Raw genomic sequence first — 23,685 nt, forward strand, 5'->3', positions numbered from 1 at the left:
GTGGAAGAGTTGGCGAAAAGGATCCCAAACATAGCAATCCTCGCAACTCTAGATACCAAAGAGTGCGAGGGCTACTATCTGAAGGAGAGGGTCGAAGCTAACGGCGGGAGACCCATCCTAATAGACCTGTCCATGCGCCGCTATTCTCCTAAGCTTGGAAGGCCCGATGTGAGCAACGAGGAGGTTGCCCGGGCATCGGGAGTGAGCATTGATGATGTCAGCTCAATGGACAGGTCAAAAGCTCAGGAAGCGATGATAAGAGGAGCCAGGAAGATCTTGAGAGAGTATCTGTCCCGCGGCGAGATAGATGGAGCAATTGGATTGGGAGGCTCTACAGGGCTCTCTCTCGTCGTTTCGATAATGAGGGAGCTCCCCATGTTCATGCCGAAATTTGCCGTCACCACTGTTATCACAGAAGCTGGCTCGATCATAGCTGGATCCGATATCATACCTGTATGGTCTATCTCAGATCTGGGCGGCGGGGAGAGGGTCAACGCTATAGAGGCAGAGGTGCTCAACAGGGTTGCTGCCGCCGCCGTAGCCGCTTCTTCACCTTCACCATACACTTTTCAAAGGCTGCCGACGGTGTTTGCTACTCAGTTCGGGAACACCACTCCGCACATAATCGCGGCAAAGGACCTCCTCTCGAAGCTGGGATATGATGTGGTTGCATTTCACGCCTTGGGAAAGACGGGAGGGTACACAATGGAGAGGCTTGTCGAAGCAAGGGTTCCCGTTGGAGTCTTGGATGCGACTACGCATGAGCTTGTCGATGAAGTGGCAGGAGGCGTTCTCGTCGCGAGCGCTGAAGGGAAGGAGAGGCTCACAGCTGCAGGAACTGCAGGGATTCCGCAGGTCGTGTTTCCGGGAGCCGTTGACATGATCAACTTCTGGGGGCCGGAGACGGTTCCCAAAAAGATGAGGGAGAGGTGCGCATATGAGCACAGCAGGGGGCTAGTGACTCTGATCAGGGCTACGGGAGAGGAGCTGTACAGAGTTGGAATCCTGATGGCTGAGAGGCTCAATCTGAGCAGAGGACCGACGGCAGTAGTATTTCCGACTGGAGGCTTCAGCATTGTAGACAACGACCCCGAGGCAAAGCCGAAGAATTATCCTCCTGGGGCTTACTGCCAGAGGATGGTTGTTGGAGAGAGGGATTTCCTTCGAACCAACAAAGAGGCCGTGGCGCGATCCGGAGGCTGACATGAAGCTGCTCGAAGGCCTCCTCCAGAAGCTAGATCTCTCCAAGCCAAATATAGACCTCATCATTGTTGACCACAACATAAACGATCCAGAAGTAGCAGAGCTTGGAGCGAAGCTGCTCGATTCCATGATAAAGGGCCTGTGGAAGAAGGGAAGCATTCCTGCGGTTGATGGCCTGAAGGTTCTGGATGTTGGGATGTTCTGAAGGTTTTTCCGTATTAAAAGCAACATTATTAACTTCTCACTCGAAAAAGAATAAATAGAATCTTTGAGCAGATCAGAAGAAGTTCTGGAAAGGTGAAAATCGCTTATGACAGAAGGCAGCGAAAGGAAGGAGCTAGTTCTGAAGGTTGCTGAAGCTAAGCAGAAGGATGTGGGGAGAGGGAAAGTCAGAATAGACCTGAACCTGCTGAAGTCAATTGGAGTTGAGCCCGGAGACATCGTCGAGATAGAGGGAAAGAGGAAGACCGCTGCTGTAGCATGGCCCAACTACACAGAGGATCAGGGGACAGACATAATAAGAATGGATGGGCTCGTCAGGAAGAACGCTGGCGTAGGGATAGGAGATAAGGTCATCGTGAGAAAAGCTAATCCAAAGCCGGCCCAGAGCGTGAAGCTGGCTCCCAGCAGCTTCAACATACAGATTGAGGAGAGCTTCGTAAGCTATGTGAAGAGAAGGCTTGTTGACTATCCTCTGGTAGAGGGAGACACCATCTTGATACCAGTCCTCGGCCAGGCCATCCCCTTTACTGTAATTCAGACTAAGCCCCAGGGGGTGGTGATCGTGACCCCTGAGACTGACGTGAAGGTCCTCGACAAGCCTGTGGAGCCCGGAAGGATGCCCAGAGTCACTTACGAAGACATAGGCGGTCTTAAGAATGTGATACAGCGCGTGAGGGAGCTCATAGAGCTTCCCCTGAAGTATCCTGAGGTTTTCAAGAGGCTGGGAATAGATCCTCCGAAGGGAGTCCTGCTCTACGGTCCTCCGGGAACTGGGAAAACTCTCTTGGCCAAGGCCGTAGCCAACGAGACTCAGTCCTACTTCATTTCGATCAATGGCCCTGAGATAATGAGCAAGTTCTACGGGGAGAGCGAGCAGAGGCTCAGGGAAATATTTGAGGAGGCCAAGAAGCACGCCCCCACTATAATATTCATCGACGAGATCGATGCAATAGCCCCGAAGAGAGACGAAGTCATTGGGGAAGTTGAGAGGAGAGTCGTAGCTCAGCTGCTGGCGCTGATGGACGGGCTGGAGGCGAGAGGAGACGTCATAGTGATCGCAGCTACGAACAGGCCCAATGCAGTGGATCCTGCTCTGAGGAGGCCTGGAAGGTTCGACAGGGAGATCGAGATCCCGCTTCCAGACAGGCAGGGGAGGCTGGAGATCCTTCAGATACACACACGGAACATGCCTCTCGAGACAAATGATCCCAAGGAGAAGGTCGACCTAGAGAAGCTCGCGGACATAACCCACGGATATACGGGAGCGGATCTGGCGGCGCTCGCTAGAGAGGCTGCCATGCACGCCCTGAGGAGGTACATGCCGATGATAGACCTGAGCAACGAGAAGATACCGGAAGAGGTCCTCAACAGCATGGTTGTGAAAATGAGCGACTTCATGGAAGCCTACAAGGAAATCGTTCCAAGCGGCTTCAGGGAGATCTATGTGGAAGTACCGAACGTCAGGTGGAGCGATATTGGAGGGCTTGAGGAGGCGAAGCAGCAGCTAAGGGAAGCGGTGGAGTGGCCTCTGAAGTACCCCGAGTCGTTCAAGAGGCTGGGCATAAGGCCTCCGAAGGGGATCCTCCTATTCGGTCCTCCGGGGACTGGGAAGACCATGCTAGCTAAAGCTGTAGCAACAGAGAGCGAGGCCAACTTCATAGCTGTGAGGGGTCCAGAAATACTGAGCAAGTGGGTCGGGGAGAGCGAGAAGGCGATAAGGGAGATATTCAGGAGGGCAAGGCAGTACTCTCCTGTCATAGTGTTCTTCGATGAGATAGATGCCCTAACACCTGTGAGGGGGATGTCCTCCGACACATACGTCACAGAGAGAGTGGTGAGCCAGCTGCTCACGGAGATGGACGGAATAGTCAGCCTCGACAATGTAATAATAATTGCAGCTACGAACAGGCCGGACATAGTGGATCCTGCGCTCATAAGGCCTGGAAGGCTTGAGAAGCTGATATTCATACCGCCTCCTTCTAGGGAGGAGAGAGTTGAAATCTTCAAGATACACACCAAGAACATGCCGCTCGCTAAAGATGTAGATCTGTACAAGCTGGCAGAACTAACTGAGGGATATACTGGAGCTGATATAGAAGCATTAGTGAGGGAAGCAGGGCTCAGGGCCCTGAGGGAGGACATAAACGCAAAGGAGATAATGATGAGGCACTTCGAAGATGCTCTTCAGGTGGTGAAGCCTTCTATAAACAAGCAGATGGTGGAGTTCTACATCAAGTGGTTCGAGCAGTCCCGCCAGAGCCTCAGGAGGAGGACTGTCGAGACAGCCCCATACACCTGAGCGGAGAGAGGGAAGAGAAAGCATGAGGGTTTCTTGGAGGAACATTCCGGCTCATGAGCTGATCATCAGGTTCCTTCAGCTCAAGGGGGGATCCGTTGTCGATAAAGACCTCTACGATGTTGTGAGCACGGCAACTGACATGAGCTATCCTGAATTTCTGAAAAACCTCATGAAGCTCGAGCTGAACGGCCTGGTCAGGGTCTCTTCAATAAAGGAAGACACGCTTCTCGTAGAGCTAGTGAAGGAAAAGGCTGATGGGAGTTGGGGGTAGAGCTCAGAGAGCTTATCCCGAGCAGCGCTGTAAAGGAAGTCGAGCTGGAGGAGCTGAAGGGAAGAGTTATAGCGATCGATGCATACAACATGCTCTACCAGTTCCTCACCGCCATAAGGCAGCCAGACGGGACGCCCCTCATGGACAGGAGGGGGAGGGTCACAAGCCACCTGAGCGGGCTCTTCTACAGGACGATCAACTTCTTGGAAGCTGGGATGCGCCCAGCATTCGTCTTCGACGGAAAGCCCCCCAGCCTGAAGGAGAAGGAGCTGATGGAGAGGAAGAGGAGGAAGGAGGAGGCTGAAGCGAAGTATAGAGAGGCGGTGAAGGAGGAGAGGGTGGAGGAAGCGAGGATTTATGCTCAGATGGCAGTCAGGCTCAGCGATGATATGGTGGAGGACAGCAAGAAGCTGCTGAAGGCCATGGGGATGCCTGTGATCCAGGCCCCCGCTGAGGGGGAGGCCCAGGCGGCTTACATAGCAAGCAGGGGAGATGCTTGGGCTGCAGGAAGTCAAGACTACGACAGCATACTCTTCGGAGCTCCGAGGCTTGTAAGGAACCTGGGAATAACGGGGAAGAGGAAGCTTCCTAAGAAGGATGTCTACGTTGAAATAAAGCCAGAAGTTATAGAGGCTTCGGTGCTCTACAGAGAGCTCGGAATAGATAGGAAGAAGCTGATAGTGATAGGAATAATGCTCGGCACTGACTACAATCCTGAAGGGATTAAAGGGATAGGGCACAAGACTGCGCTGAAGATAGTGAAGAGCTACCAGACTGCCGAGGAAGCATTGAAAAGCCTGCCGAGCACAGAGGGGGTTGACTACGCGAAGATATTCGAGTACTTCCTAAATCCCGAAGTCACAGAAAACTACAGAATTGAGTGGGGAGAGCCGAGCGAGGAAGAAATAAAGAGGATCCTTGTGGAGGAGCACGACTTCAGCGAAGAGAGGGTGAGCTCCGCTTTGGAGAGGCTGCTCAAAGCTGTGAGGAGCTCAAAGGCTAAGCAGAAGGGGCTGGATGCCTGGTTCAAGTAGCATAGTCGTCTTCAAACCCTTCCCTTCCTATCAGAGGGACAAACACGCAGGGATCCTTTATTTTCACTTCAAGCTTATCAGCCTTCTTGCTCACGACGTGGAGCCTCTGGAAGTACCTGTCTCCGACGGGGATGACGAGCCTCCCTCCGGGCTTCAGCTGCTCTATGAGCGCTTCCGGTATCCTTGGAGCAGCTGCTGTCACTATTATTCCATCATAGGGCGATGCTTCAGGGTATCCCAAGCTTCCATCTCCTACCAAGACTGTGACCCTCTCCCCATACCCTGCCCTCTTCAGGTTCTCCATCGCTTTTTCAGCCAAAGGCTTTATCCTCTCAACTGTGAAGACGTGGCCCCACCTCTCTCTCGGTTCTTCGCTCGGGGCGACGATCTCTGCTATGATGGCTGATTGATACCCGCTTCCCGTGCCTACTTCGAGGATCCTCCACCCGATCTCAGGGCTGAGCTCTTCGGTCATTATAGCAACCATGTGTGGGGCGCTTATAGTTTGGCCGTACCCTATGGGAAGAGGCTCATCAAAGTAGGCATATTCCCTGTACTCCTCTGGAACGAACAGCTCTCTGGGGACTTTCCTGAACGCCTTCTCGACCTTTTCGCTCCTTATTATGCCTTCTTTCTTGAGGTTCTCGATGAGCTGCTCCTTTTTGCTGCTGTATGAAGACAAATCGGTTTCCCAGAATCTTTTATGGGAAAAGAGGCGAATAAAGAATTGCTTTGTTCTCTGCGATAAAAGGCGGTGCTTTTCCTTTTTCTAAGCTTCCCAGTGGCAACACCTAGGAAAAACGAAATTTCGTTGAAAAACGCTGCTGAAAGGAAGGCTGGAGCAGTAGAAAGCTTAATAGGAATTCTGCCTCCATGAATTGAGGAGCTCGAAGAAAAGGTGATTTTCTCCTTGGGGGACGTCGTTCTCCTCGACATTGTCAGAGCCAAAGGCCACGAGAAGGTCAGAGCTCTCCACAGGACAACATTTGAGATAACCAGAGATGACTACCTCACCGAGAGGGGGGACTGCATAATAGGGATATCTTCCGACAAAGCTCTGGACGGACTGAGCAGCAGGGCCAAGGAGTTCATCAGGAGCGGAGGAAGGCTTACCATCCTTCTTGTTTCAGGAAATGCTGCGGACATTGTTCACTGCTACGGAGACAGCAGCCTCGGATTGAAGAGCGACAGAAAAATCATAGTGAGGAAGAGCAGCTACACAGACGACGCAACCCTCTGCATAAGATCAGATAAATCGGCAGCTGACCTGAACAGGGATCTCATCGAGGAGTTGGCTGAGAAGAAGGAGCTGTTGATGGTAATTTTGGGGCTTTCGGGATCCGATCAATAAAAGGGAGGGCTCAGTCTGGTTCCGCGAGATGCTTCATCGCTGAAAGCTTTCTAAATTCTCACCAAATCGTACCTGAATATGCTCTTCGATGGAGAGTGCTCCAGAACTTCTGTAGCCTCCTCGATCTTGAAGAGGTGCCCAACTTTCGAGGAGATCGCGGCTTCCGCCTCTCTGCTTTGCTTGTTCTGCAGGACGTAGAGGTGCACAGTGCTTCCTCTTCTCGCTACTTCTGCGATCTTTTCAATGTAGTTTATGGAATTCGTCGGGCTGTTCATGATGATCCTGTCGAAATGGATTTTGCCTTTGAAGGCATCGATGAGCTCCCCTGCTTCGAGCGTCGTAGCGTAAATGCTTCCAAGGAGCTTCTTTCTGTTCAGAAGCAGAGACTTGAGGAGGAGGGATATCGCTTCTCTGTTCCAGTCGTTTGCAATCACAGTGCTTCTGTGCATGTGGGCGATGTGGATGGAAAAGCCCCCGATCCCTGAGAATAGGTCTAGAACTAGCTCTCCATCTCTGCACTTCTCAGCTATTTTTCTGTGCTCTTCTGAGAGGCGGGGGTTGTAGTAGGCCTTCTCCAAGTCGACGAAGAAGGAGAGGCCGTATTCTTTCGCTATTGTTAAGGTCCTCTTTTCCCCGAGCAGGTGGATTAGCCTGGGAATTCTGAATTCTCCTTCAGTGGAAAGCTTGGCGAAGACGCTCTTCAAGTTCCTGTTCTTCGCAACAATGCACTCCGCAAATTTCCTCGCCTCTTCTGCTTCCTCCTCGCTCTTTATGTTAACAATCCCAATATCCCCCACGATCAGGAAGGAAGATCTTCCAGCATTCCCGCAGTCGGCTTCGGCTTTTTCCATAGGAGGGAGGCACCCGCTTCCAGCGCTTTTTATATAGGCTAAGATTATTAATTGCGCTGGATTTTATATATCCTGAGCGCTGGGTGTTGTTGGATATGGAAGCGCAGAAGAAGGATCTGAGGCTGAGAGATAACCTTCCCAAAAAGAGAGAAGAAGTGCAGAGGAGAAGCGAGATCGATGAATATATTGAGATGGCGAGGGATAAGCTGTCGAAGATCCCAGTTAAGCTAATGGTTATGAGCGGGAAGGGAGGAGTAGGGAAGACCTTCGTTTCCGTGGCAGTTGCGCAGTATCTCCGAGCAATGGGGTACCGCGTTGCTCTGTATGATGCCGATGAGACCGGAGCATCCGTTCCCTTCTTCCTCGGCGAGAGGAAGGGAGAAATTTACATGGATGAGGAAACAGGAGAGCTGATTCCGCTTCTTTCCTACGACGGCATACAGGTAATGAGCGTTGAGCCTCTGCTGACAGACAAATCAACTCCGCTCATTTGGCAGGGCTCTCTGAGAACCAAGTTCATACTGCAGACATTCGCAATGACCAGGTGGGACGACCCTCATATAATGGTGATCGACCTCCCTCCGGGTACTGGGGATGAGGTGCTGACCGTAGCTCAGTATGTCCCCCCGCAGAGGTACTCCCTGATCGTTTCTACTCCAGGGAGGCTCGTTTACGGAATAGTTAAGAAGGCCATCAACTTCTCGAGGAGGCTCGAGATACCTGTCCTGGGGGTCGTCGAGAACATGAGCTATTTCACATGCAGCGACGGCTCAAAAGTGCAGATCTTGGGGGAGAGCTTGGCTGAGCTCCTGGCCGAAGAGTTCAATGTCGATGTGCTTGCGAGGATTCCCCTCAGCGAGCACATAAGGAGGGCGCACGATGAGGGAATTCCAGTATATGAAGCTGTGAAGGGAACTGAAATAGATGAAGAGCTGAAGAAGCTGGTTCGTGAAATAATCGAAAGGACGGGACTCCCGAAGCTCTAGCTTTCTTCCCCGAGCAGTTCTTCTATGTACACGATCGAATCTCTGCTGACCTTGTCATTCTCAAATCTGACTCCTTCCATAAGAAGCAGCCTCCTCTTGAAATCTGTGCCGAGCGAGTAACCGCCTATTCTTCCACTGCTCATTACAACTCTGTGGCACGGAACAGCTATGAGGTCTCTGTTTCTGGAGAGCATTACGCCAACAGCTCTGGGAGAAGTTCTCAGAGCTCTCGCAAGAGAGCCGTAGGTTGTGACCTTTCCCTGAGGTATCAGCTGAAGCAGGATCTTCAGGAGCTCCGTTTTCCTGCTCTTCAAACAGCATCCGCCACCCATACCTTTATCGTCTATCGAATGAAAAACGCGCATCTCAAACAAAAGGTATATAGCAATTGAGCAAAAAAGCCTTAACTGTTCTTGATGCTCTTATGGAGGGTTATGCTCTTGATAGAGCTCAGCATTATGATAAAGGTGTACGATCCTCAGAAGATGACCGCTGTTTCAGAAGCAGTGGGAAGCACTCTCGAGAGAAAAATCAGCATTGGGGGATCCGTGGTTGGGCTGAGCAGTGAAAAGTGCTTCGTCGTTTCTCAGCCTGTTTTCAGAGCGCAGATAGCAATGAAAGATGCTGAGAGCGGCTTCCGCCTAAAGCTTATATGCGAAGATTCGGATGACCTCTTCTCCTTTTTCCAGAGGATGTCTCAAAAACTGCCGTCACCGCACGAAGCAACGATAGAGGTCCTCTGAGCTGCTCATGCATCGAGCAATTTCTGCCATCAGAGCTGGAGATCGCTTTGATGTGCCGTTAGCAGTGGTGAGAAGCCGCGAAGCATTTTTATAAAGGTCTTTTTATCGTATATTTTATTAGGGGGCCCGTAGCCCAGCCAGGATAGGGCGCCAGCCTCCTAAGCTGGTGGTCCGGGGTTCAAATCCCCGCGGGCCCGCGTTTCATATACCTTCTATTTAAACTTAGTGATATATGATCTAAATCGTCTCTATACAAGGTCTATATGCTATGGCAGACTTATTCTGCTATTGTGAAGGACATAGTATCACCTTCAGGAGTGATAAAGACTGGACATGCTCCAGTGGTTCTGGCATTACTTCGCGTATGGAGAGAGAAAAACAAGCTTCCTCCGCTACTTCTTGGCTTTCCTACTCGCAGAAAAACATAAGGAACTATGGTTAAAGTCTATATTAGTAATTAATTAACAACATCATCTACGCAGTTAATTCAGTCTCAAGCTCTATAGATCTATATAAAGTGATGAGCATATCAATGAAGAAAATGAAGTACCTGCTTTTTGTAGAGCCTCGAACCTGTATTCATTAGGCGATCCTATGGGTGAAATAGTAGGTTTATACTAGACGGGCTGAAAAAAACGAGAAGATCAAAGTGTGGTTATTTGCCCCATGAATAGTGGTATTAAGTTGTTCATGTCTATTATCATGAAAATAAAGGGCTTATCGATAATTACTGTTCGCTCGGTATCTATTGATGTTTTATCAATGATTATTATGGTTGCCGCACCGGCTTCCGTTCCTGTCTCGGATACGTCAATTTTTGCCGCATGAATTACGCGATCGACGTAGAGATCTCCCTTCCCTACGTGCGCCATCTTAGTTAGATCAGCTAGGCCTGGATCAAACACCTCATTAATGCCTAGACGCATAAGTATTTCTTTAGCGTTTTCTATCTTAGACTCTACCTCAAACTCAGGTATGACGAGATTTGTCTTTACTTCTTGCATGCCGCTAACTATCCCTCTAACGACGCTCATATTCAAGTTTTTGGCATAATCCGCAAATTCATTGATGTTCTGAGGCATGATCACCAGCAGTCCAAAACTGCTACCATTGTATGGCAGGAGAGCAGCTATGACTTCCTTGTCCTCATATATGTAGAATTCACCGCTCCGTTCCATACCCTTTACTAATTTCTCGTAACCGTCAATTGAGGTAAATGTAATGTTTTTCGGTCTGAATGGTTTTTCCCATGAGGCATTAAAGTAAAGTGTTGTCAAGATTACTGCGACGGTTTGTTCATTTACGTACTCTAACTCCATAGGCTTCCTTATCAACCCTCTAGTTTTATTCTCAACATAGTGATTTACGTCATCTACGAGCTCATTAGGTGTTGAGAAGCCCTTGACCGCAGAATAAAAGTACCTTCTTAAGTTATTTATGTAATCTTCCCTCATGTATTCGTAGAACGCATTCTTTATCCAAATGCCCGAGCTTAAGTCTAGTGTAGCTCGACCAGAGCTATTAATTACAGAGCCACGTAGCTTGCTGTAAGCATCCCAAACGCTGCACACTGGGTCGATACCCAGTGCTTTTCCTATCTGAGCCCTCGTAGTCCCGTTAGAAGCTTCATAAAGCATTAGTAGTGCCTCATAAATGTTGTAAGGCGATATAACGAAATTGCTTAAATTATATCTCTCTCGAGCTAACCTATATATGCTGAAGGCAAAATTCTCAGCACCATCATCAAGTCTCATCGAACAGGGCTTAGCACTCTCTGCTGCGGTATTCGATGACAGCAACTGATCTTGAGTTACTCTATCATTTGTTATTATGCAGGATAAGAACCCGGCTCCAACAGCAAAAACTATGCTAAGTACCGCAAGTATTCTTATATTCATATCTATCCACAATTCATAATTTTATTATTTTTCAAAATTTAAGAAAATCTAGTATAAAAACTCACTGTTACGATTAATCATAAAAGCTTCGTTCATTGGGCTGACATCTTTATGAATCAAGGCAAGTTCAGCATTTAGCGAGCTGTGATTTCTTTTCGACTAGAGTAATGGTTAACTAGCAGGTCATCTTTAGTCGTAACAGTTGCCACTCAGAAGCCACACCCAGTTAATTCCTACTGGAAGGTCCTTTTTCTTCTATTGACTGGTAAAGCAACCTTGTGAGCTTTGGGAGCTTTTCGATTTCATCTGCGCTCGGTTTACTCCCAAGGATTGCTTTTATTAGAACTAGCTCCTCATTGGTAATTCCTTTGCAGTTTCCTTCGATAACCTGTTTTGCCTTCTCCCTGGCTGATTCTACATCACCCATGAGATAGTCTAAGACGATCTCTTCCCATAACAGGTCGTTCTTTATTTTGTCCGAGAATCTGTTTCTTTTTGCTTCTTCCAGCTCGACCTTAGCTGCTTTGAGATCTCCTTCTATTAAGGATGTAAGTATGGAGAGGGGAGAGGCCTGGACCTTGATTGTATCACGCAGATCCCCAGGTAGCAAGTCTGAAACTTCCTCTATTTCCTTGAGTGTTCTCTTTAAATCGCCTATTTTACCCATGTAGGCCTGGATAACACCTATGTGTACTAATGCAACTGCATAGTTGCCGAAATCGCCTTTCTCTAATTCAAGACGAGCCTCTCTTATTGAATTATCCAGCGCTCTCTCCATATCATTTTCGTAGAATGCTAGTATCGTGTCGCTTCCAAGTATAGTTGGTTCTATTTCCTTCTTCATTTCAAGCGGAAGCTTATGGAATAAAGATTTTGATTCGTCTAATAGGCTTCTTCCTTCATCTATTCTTCCTATCTTCATGAGCATGCCTGCTAGTAAAGCTGCGACCCTAGCATATATGGGTTTGTCGGCTCTCAGCCTATCTAAATGTTTTAAAATTACATCAACGCCATCACGGAGGTCTATTTGATTAGTTGTGATTTCTACTAGTGCTTTTTCTACTGCTAGCAGAGATTTTTGCTGCGCAGTTATATCTTTACATTCTTGGAGTTTTTCAAGTGCGCTGTGGTAGAGGCCAAAGCTGCTAGTCATCCAGCTGGAACCTTGAAGAAGACGTTTTTCTATAATTGGGATGGCGTCTTTTATATGACAGTATTCAGCCAATAATAAAAAAGCCTGCATTTTCTGCTTGACATCGGGATGCTGGCTAAGTGCTAAAGCTACCTGTCTTGCCAAATGCTTTAGCCTCGGTGTGCTTGCGACTTTGGGGAGCCCAGCTACAATTTCTCTAGCCTTAACATCTTCATCTAGTATCTCTATGAACCCTAATCTTTCTAGGAAGTTTAAGCGACTTAAACAAGCGGCATTTTTTAAGGAGATTATGTTGCAGATTGTTTCGACGGGAAGCGTTCCGTAGCCAGCGACTAACAGCTCGAGTATTAGCTTGTCTCTCTCATCTATTATTCCCCCAATTTCAGATTCATAGTAGTATGTCACAACCCTGTTTATGCATTCATTCAGAGGAAGCCCTGCTGACTTATACAAATTTATTATGCCATATATGAGCAACGGTATCCCGGCGCTCAGATTTGCTACTAGCGAGATGTCTTTTTCTGATAGATCAGTGCTCATGTCCTCTGAGAGCTTCCTCGTTAGCTCCGTAGCTTCTTTTGGAGGAAGTGGTTTGACCTCTATATCCAGCGCTTTTCCTTTCCAGTAGGGAAGTTTTCTCTCTTTTATCCTTGATATTATGAAAACTCTTGCAGGGTATCCAATTTTCTCAATTAGGGATAATACGTATTCTCTTACTTGTTCGTTGATATTGTGAAAGTCGTCGAATACTAGAACCGCCGAATGCTTGTTTAAGAGGTTAGCAATGGTTTGGGTATCGCTGTTAATAATGGTCCTGGTATCGAGGTCTGTTATGCTTGTAACGAAGAGTGCCAGTTTTAGCTTGATCAACTCCTCCGTGTCAGACGTAGCTGGGGTGTACCAGAAAACTGGGTCTCTCTCCCTATAGCGCTTGATGTACCAGGCAACGAGGCTTGATTTTCCAATCCCAGGCAGACCCCATAAATGTATTATTGGGACACTCGATGAGCTTATGGCGTGCAGCTCTTCCTCTCTGCCGAACGGCTCTTTATATTCCGGTATCACCGACTTCCTCAGCCTGATAATATCCCTCTGTTTTTCTCCCCTCGAGAATGATATTTCCAGCGCCCCTTTATCAAACCTGATGCTAAATTCTTTTACACTCAACTCATAGATTCTAACATTTTTGTCTCCGACCCTCTTCCAGTAACCCCTCACTACTCCCATTCTCTCGAGGAGCTTGAGACGCCTTGAAATAGAGGATTCGTCAACTCTGAGAACATCGGCGATTTCTCTAGTATAGGAAGGTTTTATGCTCAATAATAATAGAATTTGAATATTTATCTTATTTTTTATAGAATTAATTAAGATGCCAAGCTTCTCCGGTCTTGATGACTGTGTCAACAGCTCAGACTCCGGGAAGGCCTGAGACCCCAACCAATATTTGCTCCAGACATCTATTAAGTTTTTTTAAGTATACATACAAGATAAAAACAAAAAACATGAAGACAATAACAACGGTTCTTCTAAACTCTCTTAATCATAACATAAGCTATTACCATTGCTAGTTCTATTATACTCCAATGGCATGTCAGTACAGAATTCTTGGTCAATAGTATAACGCAATGAGAAAGAGAAGCAAGTAGTTGAAACTCTCACAATATCATAGAATATAGAATGTTTAAGAGAGATGCCAGTTCTTAGGTACCTTATATCCTGAAATTTGGCCCACAAAAAAAGTATCTTATACAGGTATAGATATGAAAAAGGTTAGCGCTCCAGTGCATCACTATGTGCATGTTAATGGTCTCAATTATCCACTTTGTTCGATCCCGCTAGTTACCAGGGGAGAGTGCGTTGCTGGTTTGAACAATTCTTCTGAATTACTGTGTTCTTTTCTCTTTTTCATATTGGGCATAGCTATTATTGCTCCTCCAATAACTATTAGGGCTATGCCCGGATACAGCATGTTAACATTAGACGTTCCAGAGTTTACATTAAGAGTATAGTATATTTTCCCTTCTTCCTCATCATATCTAATGTTCTCCGCTTTAGCTGGCAGGTTTACGGTCAGAGTTTCCATGATTCTATAATCTTCTCCCGCACCGTAAACATGTGTAAAGACGAGTGTATTCCCGTTCTTAGTAGTGAAAGTCAGCTTCTCACCCGGCTCTGCTATATTAAGCTCCCATAAACCGTTGCCTTTGTATACTGCTGCTCCCAGCAAAGAGTACGTTAATGTTAGCTTGTTGTTAGCTTCATCAAGGTTTATGTTGAGGTTTTCTATTTGTGTAGGACTGGCTCTCGGCTTTAGCTCTCTCACGAAGGTCGATATTGGATTATAGGTTTGCCTGAACGCTATAAACGCTTGAGCGCTGAACTTTATCTCCTCTCTCACATTTGCTATACCAGAGTCTGACACGTTTATGGTGCTCACACCATCTATTTGGAAAACTGTGAAAGGCTGTATTTGCGCACTGACGACGGTACCAATAAAAACAATGAATAACAACACTATAGGTAGTGTTATTCCTAAAGCCTTTTTACATTTGAACATGTTGTTCACCCCTCAACTCCCTATCTGAAATGTTTGAACGATCTTGTCTACAGCAACTATTGTGTCCTGACTGACTGCTGCTTGTTTAATAACATAGAATACTGCTAAACCGTAGCCCCGCACGTTGGTGTAGCGTGCGATTGCTATGTCTCCCGTACCAAGTGTATATACAGCGGTCTCTGCCGGAATATTTCCTAAAGCACCGTTGGGATTGTCTGTTGTAACCTGATATCCATTGAAGTATTCATTGAAAACTGACTCTATGTAAGACTTTAGAACGTCCGCAGTCAGGCTTTGACTCCATATTATTGCTATTAGGACCGTATTGTCTGGGCTGTATATGTCTACTTCAGAGGAATCGGTATAAGCGTAGTTTTCAGCCATCCAATTAGCGGGCACGCTGATGGACCAAGGAAGATCGCCATAGGGATTCACAATTTTTTTCGTATTGGTTGGCGGCTGTGGCTGAGGTTGCGGCTGGGGTTGGGGCTGTGGTTGAGGCTGGGGTTGCGGAATAGCCCCTCCTCCACCACCTCCACCCCCGCCTCCTGCACCAGGCATAGCGTATCCCCACTGTTCTAAGACATTAGGTGGCAGTTCCGGTAGTTCCGTCGGTACTATTCCGGATGCTTGCGCTTCAATAACATCTAATATGAGGTGTGGTCCTTGAAGGGCTTCTTTAACTACTCTGACACCTGTTTGAATAGCCTCCTGGAAGGTAGCCTTGCTTCCTAGTGTGGTGCTCTCAATCGGTAGGAGCTGCCCGCTTGGGAGCACTATTATGGGTATCGCGTGTCCCGGCATAAGAACAATGTAAGCTTTTAGGTTTTGACTCATCGCCAAGGCAGCTAAAAATATTGAAGTGTCTACACATGTACCGCTTTTATCCCGGATAACGTCTCTAGGGTATTTAATCCATTGGGAACTTTTACCTGTCCAATATGCAGTGGGTTCTGTTTGATATGTAATCCCATTATATACGCTGAAGTCCCACACCGCTTCGAGGAATGCAAGAGCCTGCTGATCGTCCAGTGCCGCACCCGCACCTTGGCCTGTTAGTTTATTCGCCATGGCAGCATATCTTTCCACCACCGGATCTTTCGGTGTGACCCACGCAGCTAGCAATTGATAATTGCTGAATAGATCTTGGAAGCTCCCAGTATTCTCTTCAGGCGGTATACCCGAAAAAACAAAGTCATGGCTTCCAAGTATGTTTAGTGGCTTCGTTATCGTTTCAGTAACCGTCTCGCCGTTTGATTTCGTCCTGTATTCTATTTTAACATATAGATTTCCCGGTGTATTGGCCTGAAGGTTTGGAGTCTGCAGGAGTATTGGATAGTACAGGTCTACTATTGCTCCTCCTGGAGGAATTTGCCTGTATTCTTTTGGTTCACTCCAGCTTGTTAGGCCCTCTATTTTATAAGTTATCTTAACATCATATAATGGACCTGTTCCGTTGTTCTTAATAACCGTCTTAGCTACCCAGTACCCTAGCCTCGGATTCCCATAAACTTTGTAAACGGCAGTCATGAAATCTTCTATGCTATATACTTTAGCCTCTAACCGTCCTTCTCCTCCCCCTCCTGTGGCTATGGTTGGCAATGCTGCCAATACTATTCCTAATACGAGAATTACTGCTCCTACGACAGTAAACATATTAATACTTTTTTCTCTAGGCAAAACTCCTTCACCTAGATACATTAGAATGCATCGGTTGACAGATAATTTACTTAAGAAATAATGTAATTAAAAATTGGGTTTGACAATTAACGTCAAACCCGGTTGCATTAATTTTAGTATTAATATAGTGTTATTATGATATAATGATATTGTTATTTTTGAAAAATTACTTTCTAGGAGCTTTTTGTGGCTCTTCTGTATAATATTACTTTTAAAACAAGTATGCTTTTGGCGTGGATAGTTAGGGGAAGATGTAACCTTAGTTGCTCGGAAGAGTTGATATTATGGTGTTGGCTACTTCGAACGATCCATGTCCTTTTTGAGAATAGCGATAGAAAGCATGCGCTATTTTTTGAAGGAAAGATCGATTGTTCACTATTACATTATATGGTCTAGCTAATCTAAATAGAGGTTCCCACAGAATTATCATCCCTGCGGAAGAATGGGTTAGAGCCGACACGTGAGGTCAAAATAACAGATAAGGTCATTCAAAAGAGCATAGCCTGGAGCAGTAGAGATTATCGCAAAGAAGATTACAGGGGAGTTTGTTTCGAATTCAAATAAACCTCCAGTTTTTCTATTCAACCCATTGATTGACGGGTTTTTATATTATATATTAAAGGTTCATAGCTATATCGTAGATATTTACTTCTCGTATATGTTTCATTAGCAGCGCAGAGATTAGTATTAGTACTATTGATGATGCTGCTAGTGTCGTAATAGGGATTGTTATATCATAGTTTGAGGGGATTGGGAATATGTATGTTGTTTCCGGGGTTTTCCAAGAGGCTGTCAACAATACTATTATAGCTGTGATGGGGTTGTATATGCTCATGTCTCTTGGAGTAAGTAGTGATATGAAGTAGATGATCATCGTTATTGATGGTATGAAGTTCGCAATCTTGGTTGTAATCGTTTTACCGATCATAATCAAGCCGAAGATGATCCCGAACGCTGTAATGAACAGTGTTGACAATATTATCGCGGTGGATAATAATGGGAGGTCTAGTGACGGTATTGGTTCACCAGCTGTATGGTAGCTGTATGGTATGTGGTTATGAATATGATTGAGTATAAAGGCGTGAGTGTGATTGCTGTGATCACGTATGTTGCGATTAATGTTAGAGTTAATTTAACAGGGTTCACGCCAGCGTGTCTTATTAAGTGGTTGTAAGCTCCAGAGCCTATTACAACCATTCTCGCCAAACCGCCCATTATTGCAAAGAGGTACATTAGATATGATATCGAGAACCATGATTGTAGAGGGATTTTACTTCCATATGCACCTACAATGCTGAAGAGCACCCCGAAGAATAACAATCCAGCATACATTGCTGTAGATGTAAGATTTGATTTTAGGATTGATTTGAAGTATATGGCTAACGTGCTCTTCAAATCTACACCCCCAGCTTACTCCTGCTATATAGTTGTGTCAGATCATTTATCTCGCGCAGTGGTATACCTTTACTAGCTCCGCTCTTCACCAATGAATATTCTTCGCCATGGATCTTGAATGTCAACAAGACTTCCGGGTCTCGGCCCGGCACGATCTCCGTATCGAATACTTCCCGCGATATTACAGAACCATATAGCATACCGTCAAACATGAAGAATAGGCTCCAGTTTTCGAATTCTCTGAGCAGATAGATGCTGTGCAGTGTCAGTACGATCTGCTTATACTTTGAGGCCTTTAGGATTTCCTCGCTAAATTTTTTAACAAGCCATGGGTCTAGGTCTTCGAATGGCTCATCGAGCAAAGTAATCCTTGTATCAGCGTGTAATGCTAGGATGGTGGAGACCCACTTCTTCTCCCCTGCGGATAGCTTCCAAAACTCTCTAGCCTTAGGCTTTATATATGAGAGGGGTTGCTTAACGTTCTGAATGCTGCAGTTGAATGCGCTGCGTATATCTCTAGGAGGTCATTTAAGCAAGCACCAGGCAATATATAAGCTGTCTCAATATTCGTAGACAATAATCTATAAGGAGAATCTTTATGAGTATCAGCACCGTCAACTTCAATATATCCATGTAATGGCTTGTAAAGACCAACAATAGTCTTCAACAATGTTGTCTTACCAGCACCATTGGGGCCGAGAATCACCGAGTTACCATTGAAAACAGCGTTAGGTATTGATAAAACAATTCTACCATTAAAAGCAACTTCTAAATCCCTAATCTTAATCACATTTTCACCTGCTCGCCTGATATACCTATTAACATACCCTAACATTGGCGCTTCTGATTCTAATAACTCTGACTTTCATAGATTTCAAGTCTAGAAGACCTGGGACACAGTACGGGCTTGATCTGTTATTTCTCACCATCAATACAAGGCTTCCTTCAATAGTAGCTATACCAAGATATAAAGTAGATAAAGGTGTCATTGTTGTTGAACTCTGTAATATTGCTGTAACTAGTAGGAGAAAACCGCGGATAGAACACAAGGGTAGCCTAGAGGCCCCCATCGAGAGTGAGCTAAAGCTAATTATGCAGAATGTGTCACCGCTAGAGGATACCGCTTAAAGTTACCTAATATAGGCTAAAGGAATTCTCATTGATAAATTAAGCCGGAGAAACGTTACTAACATGGATTAAGGATTATAACCAGGGCTCCCAGGGCAAGTGACGCCATAGAAAGTAGAACCGTTTAGCAATAGGATAAGCCTGCCAACGCACGATAAATAATCATTCTGCTGTTCATGGTACGTGGCTGAATAGTCAGTACATGCATAAAAAGTGATATAGGTCCCACTTCTTCCTAAACTAACGGTCGATGCTCAAATCCTTGTGAGCCAACTCTCTTAGACCAAATGGATTGGAAAAGAGAATGCAATATATCTGAGAAAGCACCAAAAATAATTAGTGAAAGCTCCATCTCTAATTGAACTGAGAGTGGAAATGATGAATACGAGAATGCTGTCCATCCTGGCATTCTTCATCATAACGATTGTCTTGATCGATGTCGCCATCATGTTTATACAGTACAACAGCAGCAGGGCGAACGAAATCTCTCAGCTGCTTCAGAACTACCAGTCGCTTTTCCAGAACTACACTTCCTTGAACCAGTCATTCGCGAACAGCCTGGAACAGATAAAGAGGCTCACATCCCAGCTTTTGGCAATGAACTCCACATATTTATCGAGCAGAGAACAGTGCAACCAGACTATAGCAAACTTAACTCAGGTTATTTCCTCCCTGCAGGCAGAGAATTCCAATTTGAAGGAAAATCTGAGCTACTGCTCTTCTCTGCAGAAGAATTTGACCGATGCGCAGCAGCAGATACTTCTCCTCCAGTCAAGTTTATCGAAGCTGATTTCTGACTACGAAGCGCTGAACATGAGCTATTCGCAACTTCTGAACAGCTGTCAGGCTGGGAACTTTTCTAGCATTGTTGCTCAGCTGAACAGCACTCTTTCAGCTATCTCATCCAACTTATCTTCGATATCCAGCTATTCAGAAATGAGGGGCTCTCTCACTCCCTATTCCTACGCATTTGTTGACTACAATTCTCCCGTTGTAGTGAATGCGGTGAAAGGGCTTTTCGGGAGCAGCAGGGAGAACCCTTATGTGGCCCTGTACAAAATCTACAACTTCATTAAATCTAACATAACGCTTAACTTCGACACTCCGTACCTCAGAATCGAATACAACAGCACCGACAGCTCCATCAGATATTCGGAAGACTCTTTCTATCTCCGCTCAGCCAGCGAAGTCCTCTCCCTTGGGATGGGAGACGGGAAGGATGAAGCCATCTTGGCTGCAGCGATGTATGAAGCTTTTTACGTGAACTACTGGGGCTCTGCTCCCCAGATATATGCTGTAATCATCAATGGAACGGGTCCTCATGGGAGCAGGTATCACGGTTTCCTCCTCGTTCTATACGGTAGCGGGAAGGCTTCCTTGATTGATCCAGCTGCAGCTCAGCTCCTCGGACAGGACTACCAGGAGCTGGTTCAAGCTGAACCAACAGGTATTTACAGCGCCGTGACCTCCTACCTTTCAAGAATAAGCTCTTTTGGCAGTTGGAGCAGCGTAGTTGGAATGATAGGAGCACACAGAGTCTACATTTTGAATAATATGGACTTCACGAGCTTCATCAGCTTCCTCTATTCCATAGGCGGCTGAATACCTTTTTGAAATCCCGCTTGAACAAAAGGCACTTCTTCCGAGCTCTCCCATCCCAAAAAGCTCCCAGCAGAATCTTTCAATGATTTTTACTGCTCTTCAGATTTTCTCTTTAAGTTGTTACCCCTCCCTCACCGCAATGAATTCTGCAGCTGCACAACAGCTCTTCAGATGCTCCCCATAAGTGGAATGAATAGGGAGATGCTCGCGAAGCTTGTAATAGCTGTATTTCAGAGAATTGCTTAGCCTTTGATCGATGTCAGAACCGAATTGAAAAAATCGCGGCGGCAGAGGGGTGATCCCCTCTTTCATTCCTCTTCTAGAAGCTTGATCTGCATTGCTCCGCTGGAGAGGCCGAATACATGCTTTATTATGAGAGATGTTGCTCTCGGGGGGAGGATGCCGTATTCGGTTATGAATCCTGTAATGAGCTCCGGCGGCGTGAAGTCGAAAGCCGGGTTCCTTATTCTAAGGTTCTCCAGCTTCAGAATATCGCTCCCCTCTCCAACAACTTCTTCTCCTCCCCTCTCCTCGATCACAACCTGCCCTCCGGCAAACGATGCAGGGCTGAACTTTATCGACTCGCTTGCACTGTAGAACTCTACGTCCGCTTCCTTGGCAGCGAGGGCTAGGAGGCTAGTTCCTACTTTGTTGATCAGGTGGCCGTCGCTGGTTACGGTATCCGCCCCAACGATGACCATATCAACGCTCTGCATGTGCACCCTCATGCTTGAGTCTGGAACATGAGTCACAGGTATTCCCTCCTTAGCGAGGGCTGTCGCCGTTATTCTTCCCTGGAACTTCGGCCTGGTTTCGGTGTTTATGACTCTGAACCGCTTTCCTTCCCTCCAGGCATAGACCAGCATGCTCACTACAGCGGTGCTGTGGCAGTGCGTCATCACAACGTAATCATCCTTTATCAGCTTGGAGCCGTACCTCGCCAGCTTTGCCTGGGCGCTCTTCATGTTTGAAATGAACTCGTCTGAAACGCGAATTACTTCCTCTCTGGCTCCAGAGGAGCTGAGATCCACCCTCTTCAGTATGTAGAATACAGCGTTGGGAAGGGATACAGCAGTGGGTCTGGTCCTGAGGAGGAGCTTGGCTACTTCTCTCATATATCCTTCGAACTCTTCTCCTCTTCCTTGATATTTCATTGATGCAATTTTCATAGCTTCTGCCGCGGCTACAGCAATAGCACCTGCTCCCCTTATCCGCATTTCCCTTATGTCATCGGCAATCTTCAGAACTTCGTCTGGAATCAAAACGATTCTCTCCCTCCACTACTTTATGTTCTTGAGGTCATTGAGGAGCTCGGTTATTTCAGGCTGCTTGCCTAGCCACTCCCCATATACCTCCCAAAGAAGTATCGGCACTCCCTGCGGAGATGTTATCCCGAGCTCAGTCACTATAGCATCTATGTACTCCGGAGGAGTTACGTCCATCTGAGGAACGCTAACCCTAATGTTTCCCAAAGCGAGCATCTCATCTGGAACTCCGAGGACTGAGGCGTCGAGATAGGGAACTCTTATCCTGTCTCCAAGCATCGTCTCAAAGCTGAACTTGTATGTGCCGGCCATCACAATGACTCTCGTCCTCTTTTTGTAGGCTGAAAGCGAAATCTGGCTCGAACCGACCTTGTTCACTAGAGCACCGTGAGCGGTAATCGCCTCGGCCCCAAGAAGCACAAAGTCTATGTTGCTCATGAAGTAGTTCACTGCAGAGTCAACGATGAGGTTCGTCTTTATCCCCAGCGAAGAGATGAGCTTAGCGGCGTAGATCCCCTCCCCTCCAGGCCTCGATTCCGTGATGTAGACTTCCTTTATTTTGCCGAGCCTGTTTGCCTTTTCCAAGGTTTTTATTACGCTGTTGCTGTAGCTGTGAGTCAGCACAACTGAGTTCTCGGGGAGCCATCTGGCTCCGATATCGCTGAGCTTTTCTACCGATTCAAGAGTCTTCCTCCTCACTTCCGCGATCCTACTGAAAAATTCATTCTTGAAATCCTCAAACGGAGTTTTCTCTTCATGCTTCTCCTTGGTGAAGACGAGCAAGTTCCTGAGCGTATTGACAAGGAGAGCTGAAGTCGGCCTCTTTTCAAGTGAATCGGTGCTCAGCTGTATCAGCTTCTCGGAGAGCTCCTTCCACGAGCTGGTTGCCCTCAAGTTCTCCTCTATTTTTTCCAGTATTGTCAGAGCGCTTTCGGTCGCACCATACCTCGATTTCTGCTCCATTTTTTCCACCTTTGAGCACTTTTTTAATTATAAATATTGTCTATTATCCCTAATTTAGATATTAAATTTTGTGAGTACTGAGAACGCAGAGAAAGGGATGATTTGCAATTCTCATTTGCGCTCTGATGAGGTTCAGGGTTTGCACCTACGTAGGCTTTGATTAACCCACACAGGTGTTCATCACCCATGGAATCCTCCATGCCCGACTGCGGGAGCCATTCATTCCTTCGTGACTCCCCTCATCGAACATGGATTCATCTAGTGCTCATCCACCTCGCCGTCTTCATCGGTGTCGAAATCTAGTAAGCTTATATCCTAAGTGATAATATATAAATTTTGACACCTATCAACACCTATAAAAAGCAAAACTGTTTCAGAAGGCTTTCACGGATCTTTTTCCGAGAAGAAGCGGCGGTACCCATCCAAAAGCAACGTAAAAAGCTACAATAATCAGGAGGGCTCTGAAGAGGGGGGATAGCGAGGCGTAGGGGATGAACGCGAGCAAAATTGGAGCGGAAATTCTGAGCTGCCAGAGCGTCCCTCTCGTTTCGCTTGGACCTCCCGTCCTCAGCCTTCTGAAATACGGAACAGGTACAGCGCTGAGGACGGCCATTATTATCATTGCATAGCCCGGCAGCAGGCATCCTCCAAGATAGCCGAAGATTATAACCAGTGTATGCGCAAAAAGAGGGAGCCCTGCGAATTTATCTTTAGAAGGGACTTTTCTCACCAGCCTCCAGAATGAAATCGTTATTATCAGAGCGGCATATGCTTGAGAGGCGAGCGACCATGAAGAAGCGTTAACATATATCAGGGAGGGGGCCAAGACCTGGTAGATCCTGTCGGTTACTCTGTCCAGAAGCTCCCCTTCATCGCTCATGGCATTCAGCTTGCGGGCAAGCAGTCCATCCAGGACATCCAGAGACATGCAAATGAATATCAGCCTTATAGAGAGCTCGTAAGATCCTTTGAATGCGGCTAGCAGAGCCAGCGAAGAAACGAAAGTATTGAAAACCGTTACTGCGTTGGGGATGCTCTTTCTATCTGCCATCAATTTCTTCCCCGCTGTCTTGTAGGGACCTTC

At 46.5% G+C, this 23,685-nt stretch carries 22 protein-coding genes and 1 tRNA gene; 10 read left to right on the forward strand and 13 right to left on the reverse strand.

Going from position 1 to position 23,685, the window contains the following annotated elements; translation table 11 throughout:
• The 5 genes from ACLGLO_RS07235 (at nucleotide 1) to fen (ending at nucleotide 5,029) form a co-directional block, all read left to right on the forward strand.
• Entirely contained in the window at nucleotides 1–1,203 is a 1,203-nt protein-coding gene (locus ACLGLO_RS07235) for a Tm-1-like ATP-binding domain-containing protein (protein WP_492128221.1), read from the forward strand.
• Between the two features lies 1 nt (nucleotide 1,204).
• Nucleotides 1,205–1,408, forward strand: a complete 204-nt coding sequence (locus ACLGLO_RS07240) for a hypothetical protein (RefSeq protein ID WP_492128222.1) — start codon at nucleotides 1,205–1,207, stop codon at nucleotides 1,406–1,408.
• 105 nt (nucleotides 1,409–1,513) lie between these two features.
• On the forward strand, nucleotides 1,514–3,724 hold the full coding sequence (locus ACLGLO_RS07245; protein WP_492128223.1) for a CDC48 family AAA ATPase: 2,211 nt from the start codon (nucleotides 1,514–1,516) through the stop codon (nucleotides 3,722–3,724).
• Nucleotides 3,725–3,746: 22 nt separating this feature from the next.
• On the forward strand, nucleotides 3,747–3,995 hold the full coding sequence (locus tag ACLGLO_RS07250) for a hypothetical protein (protein WP_492128224.1): 249 nt from the start codon (nucleotides 3,747–3,749) through the stop codon (nucleotides 3,993–3,995).
• Complete coding sequence (gene fen, locus ACLGLO_RS07255) at nucleotides 3,986–5,029, forward strand: flap endonuclease-1 (protein WP_492128225.1); 1,044 nt, start codon at nucleotides 3,986–3,988, stop codon at nucleotides 5,027–5,029. Before ACLGLO_RS07250 ends, fen begins: the two co-directional genes overlap by 10 nt.
• Here the strand turns inward: fen and ACLGLO_RS07260 are convergent.
• Nucleotides 5,022–5,711, reverse strand: a complete 690-nt coding sequence (locus tag ACLGLO_RS07260) for a protein-L-isoaspartate(D-aspartate) O-methyltransferase (protein ID WP_492128226.1) — start codon at nucleotides 5,709–5,711, stop codon at nucleotides 5,022–5,024. The two genes, fen and ACLGLO_RS07260, sit on opposite strands and share 8 nt — an antisense overlap.
• 228 nt (nucleotides 5,712–5,939) lie before the next feature.
• Between ACLGLO_RS07260 and ACLGLO_RS07265 the strand changes: the two genes are divergently transcribed.
• The gene (locus ACLGLO_RS07265; protein ID WP_492128227.1) at nucleotides 5,940–6,380 is read left to right on the forward strand and encodes a DUF371 domain-containing protein; all 441 of its coding nucleotides are present in this window, start codon (nucleotides 5,940–5,942) and stop codon (nucleotides 6,378–6,380) included.
• 50 nt (nucleotides 6,381–6,430) lie between these two features.
• Here ACLGLO_RS07265 and ACLGLO_RS07270 read toward each other — a convergent pair whose 3' ends face one another.
• Nucleotides 6,431–7,231, reverse strand: a complete 801-nt coding sequence (locus ACLGLO_RS07270; RefSeq protein WP_492128228.1) for a class I SAM-dependent methyltransferase — start codon at nucleotides 7,229–7,231, stop codon at nucleotides 6,431–6,433.
• A gap of 95 nt (nucleotides 7,232–7,326) precedes the next feature.
• On the opposite strand from ACLGLO_RS07270, the gene ACLGLO_RS07275 reads away from it, so the two are divergent.
• Nucleotides 7,327–8,217: a P-loop NTPase gene (locus tag ACLGLO_RS07275; protein WP_492129170.1), complete on the forward strand. Its 891-nt coding sequence runs from the start codon at nucleotides 7,327–7,329 to the stop codon at nucleotides 8,215–8,217.
• Here ACLGLO_RS07275 and ACLGLO_RS07280 read toward each other — a convergent pair.
• A complete protein-coding gene (locus ACLGLO_RS07280; RefSeq protein WP_492128229.1) occupies nucleotides 8,214–8,531 on the reverse strand; it encodes an MGMT family protein in 318 nt (105 codons plus the stop codon). The two genes, ACLGLO_RS07275 and ACLGLO_RS07280, sit on opposite strands and share 4 nt — an antisense overlap.
• Before the next feature lie 120 nt (nucleotides 8,532–8,651).
• On the opposite strand from ACLGLO_RS07280, the gene ACLGLO_RS07285 reads away from it, so the two are divergent.
• A complete protein-coding gene (locus ACLGLO_RS07285) occupies nucleotides 8,652–8,960 on the forward strand; it encodes a hypothetical protein (RefSeq protein ID WP_492128230.1) in 309 nt (102 codons plus the stop codon).
• 122 nt (nucleotides 8,961–9,082) lie between these two features.
• A tRNA-Arg gene (locus tag ACLGLO_RS07290) sits at nucleotides 9,083–9,157 on the forward strand.
• 447 nt (nucleotides 9,158–9,604) lie between these two features.
• Here ACLGLO_RS07290 and ACLGLO_RS07295 read toward each other — a convergent pair.
• The 7 genes from ACLGLO_RS07295 to ACLGLO_RS07325 all read right to left on the reverse strand — a co-directional run bounded on the left by ACLGLO_RS07295 (nucleotide 9,605) and on the right by ACLGLO_RS07325 (nucleotide 18,433).
• Nucleotides 9,605–10,858 carry a serpin family protein gene (locus tag ACLGLO_RS07295; RefSeq protein ID WP_492128231.1) on the reverse strand — a complete coding sequence of 418 codons (1,254 nt, stop codon included), beginning with the start codon at nucleotides 10,856–10,858 and terminating at the stop codon, nucleotides 9,605–9,607.
• A gap of 226 nt (nucleotides 10,859–11,084) precedes the next feature.
• Entirely contained in the window at nucleotides 11,085–13,415 is a 2,331-nt protein-coding gene (locus tag ACLGLO_RS07300) for an AAA family ATPase (protein WP_492128232.1), read from the reverse strand.
• A 409-nt stretch (nucleotides 13,416–13,824) separates the two neighbouring features.
• The gene (locus ACLGLO_RS07305; protein WP_492128233.1) at nucleotides 13,825–14,577 is read right to left on the reverse strand and encodes a hypothetical protein; all 753 of its coding nucleotides are present in this window, start codon (nucleotides 14,575–14,577) and stop codon (nucleotides 13,825–13,827) included.
• 3 nt (nucleotides 14,578–14,580) lie between these two features.
• On the reverse strand, nucleotides 14,581–16,248 hold the full coding sequence (locus ACLGLO_RS07310; RefSeq protein WP_492128234.1) for a transglutaminase-like domain-containing protein: 1,668 nt from the start codon (nucleotides 16,246–16,248) through the stop codon (nucleotides 14,581–14,583).
• A gap of 1,005 nt (nucleotides 16,249–17,253) precedes the next feature.
• Nucleotides 17,254–17,643 (reverse strand): hypothetical protein, encoded by a 390-nt coding sequence (locus ACLGLO_RS07315; RefSeq protein WP_492128235.1) that lies wholly within the window; start codon nucleotides 17,641–17,643, stop codon nucleotides 17,254–17,256.
• A 2-nt stretch (nucleotides 17,644–17,645) separates the two neighbouring features.
• Nucleotides 17,646–18,155 (reverse strand): ATP-binding cassette domain-containing protein, encoded by a 510-nt coding sequence (locus ACLGLO_RS07320; RefSeq protein ID WP_492129171.1) that lies wholly within the window; start codon nucleotides 18,153–18,155, stop codon nucleotides 17,646–17,648.
• On the reverse strand, nucleotides 18,098–18,433 hold the full coding sequence (locus ACLGLO_RS07325) for an ATP-binding cassette domain-containing protein (protein WP_492128236.1): 336 nt from the start codon (nucleotides 18,431–18,433) through the stop codon (nucleotides 18,098–18,100). The genes ACLGLO_RS07320 and ACLGLO_RS07325 overlap by 58 nt, the downstream gene beginning before the upstream one ends.
• A gap of 713 nt (nucleotides 18,434–19,146) precedes the next feature.
• Here ACLGLO_RS07325 and ACLGLO_RS07330 point away from each other — a divergent pair.
• Nucleotides 19,147–20,373 (forward strand): hypothetical protein, encoded by a 1,227-nt coding sequence (locus tag ACLGLO_RS07330; protein ID WP_492128237.1) that lies wholly within the window; start codon nucleotides 19,147–19,149, stop codon nucleotides 20,371–20,373.
• A 308-nt stretch (nucleotides 20,374–20,681) separates the two neighbouring features.
• Here the strand turns inward: ACLGLO_RS07330 and ACLGLO_RS07335 are convergent, their stop codons facing one another.
• The 3 genes from ACLGLO_RS07335 to ACLGLO_RS07345 form a co-directional block, all read right to left on the reverse strand.
• Nucleotides 20,682–21,635: a ribose 1,5-bisphosphate isomerase gene (locus ACLGLO_RS07335; RefSeq protein ID WP_492128238.1), complete on the reverse strand. Its 954-nt coding sequence runs from the start codon at nucleotides 21,633–21,635 to the stop codon at nucleotides 20,682–20,684.
• An 18-nt stretch (nucleotides 21,636–21,653) separates the two neighbouring features.
• A complete protein-coding gene (locus tag ACLGLO_RS07340) occupies nucleotides 21,654–22,601 on the reverse strand; it encodes an eIF2B alpha/beta/delta subunit family protein (protein ID WP_492128239.1) in 948 nt (315 codons plus the stop codon).
• Nucleotides 22,602–22,974: 373 nt separating this feature from the next.
• Entirely contained in the window at nucleotides 22,975–23,652 is a 678-nt protein-coding gene (locus ACLGLO_RS07345) for a CDP-alcohol phosphatidyltransferase family protein (RefSeq protein ID WP_492128240.1), read from the reverse strand.
• Between the last annotated feature and the right edge of the window lie 33 nt (nucleotides 23,653–23,685).

The organism is Fervidicoccus sp. SLHALR4 (genome assembly GCF_058692745.1).

Excerpts from the sequence above, each read along its gene's own strand:
- ACLGLO_RS07240 (WP_492128222.1), top strand. The coding sequence starts at position 1,205 with ATGAAGCTGCTCGAAGGCCTCCTCCAGAAGCTAGATCTCTCCAAGCCA.
- ACLGLO_RS07245 (WP_492128223.1), top strand. The coding sequence starts at position 1,514 with ATGACAGAAGGCAGCGAAAGGAAGGAGCTAGTTCTGAAGGTTGCTGAA.
- ACLGLO_RS07250 (WP_492128224.1), top strand. The coding sequence starts at position 3,747 with ATGAGGGTTTCTTGGAGGAACATTCCGGCTCATGAGCTGATCATCAGG.
- ACLGLO_RS07270 (WP_492128228.1), bottom strand. The coding sequence starts at position 7,231 with ATGGAAAAAGCCGAAGCCGACTGCGGGAATGCTGGAAGATCTTCCTTC.
- ACLGLO_RS07275 (WP_492129170.1), top strand. The coding sequence starts at position 7,327 with ATGGAAGCGCAGAAGAAGGATCTGAGGCTGAGAGATAACCTTCCCAAA.
- ACLGLO_RS07285 (WP_492128230.1), top strand. The coding sequence starts at position 8,652 with ATGCTCTTGATAGAGCTCAGCATTATGATAAAGGTGTACGATCCTCAG.
- ACLGLO_RS07295 (WP_492128231.1), bottom strand. The coding sequence starts at position 10,858 with ATGAATATAAGAATACTTGCGGTACTTAGCATAGTTTTTGCTGTTGGA.
- ACLGLO_RS07330 (WP_492128237.1), top strand. The coding sequence starts at position 19,147 with ATGATGAATACGAGAATGCTGTCCATCCTGGCATTCTTCATCATAACG.
- ACLGLO_RS07340 (WP_492128239.1), bottom strand. The coding sequence starts at position 22,601 with ATGGAGCAGAAATCGAGGTATGGTGCGACCGAAAGCGCTCTGACAATA.
- ACLGLO_RS07345 (WP_492128240.1), bottom strand. The coding sequence starts at position 23,652 with ATGGCAGATAGAAAGAGCATCCCCAACGCAGTAACGGTTTTCAATACT.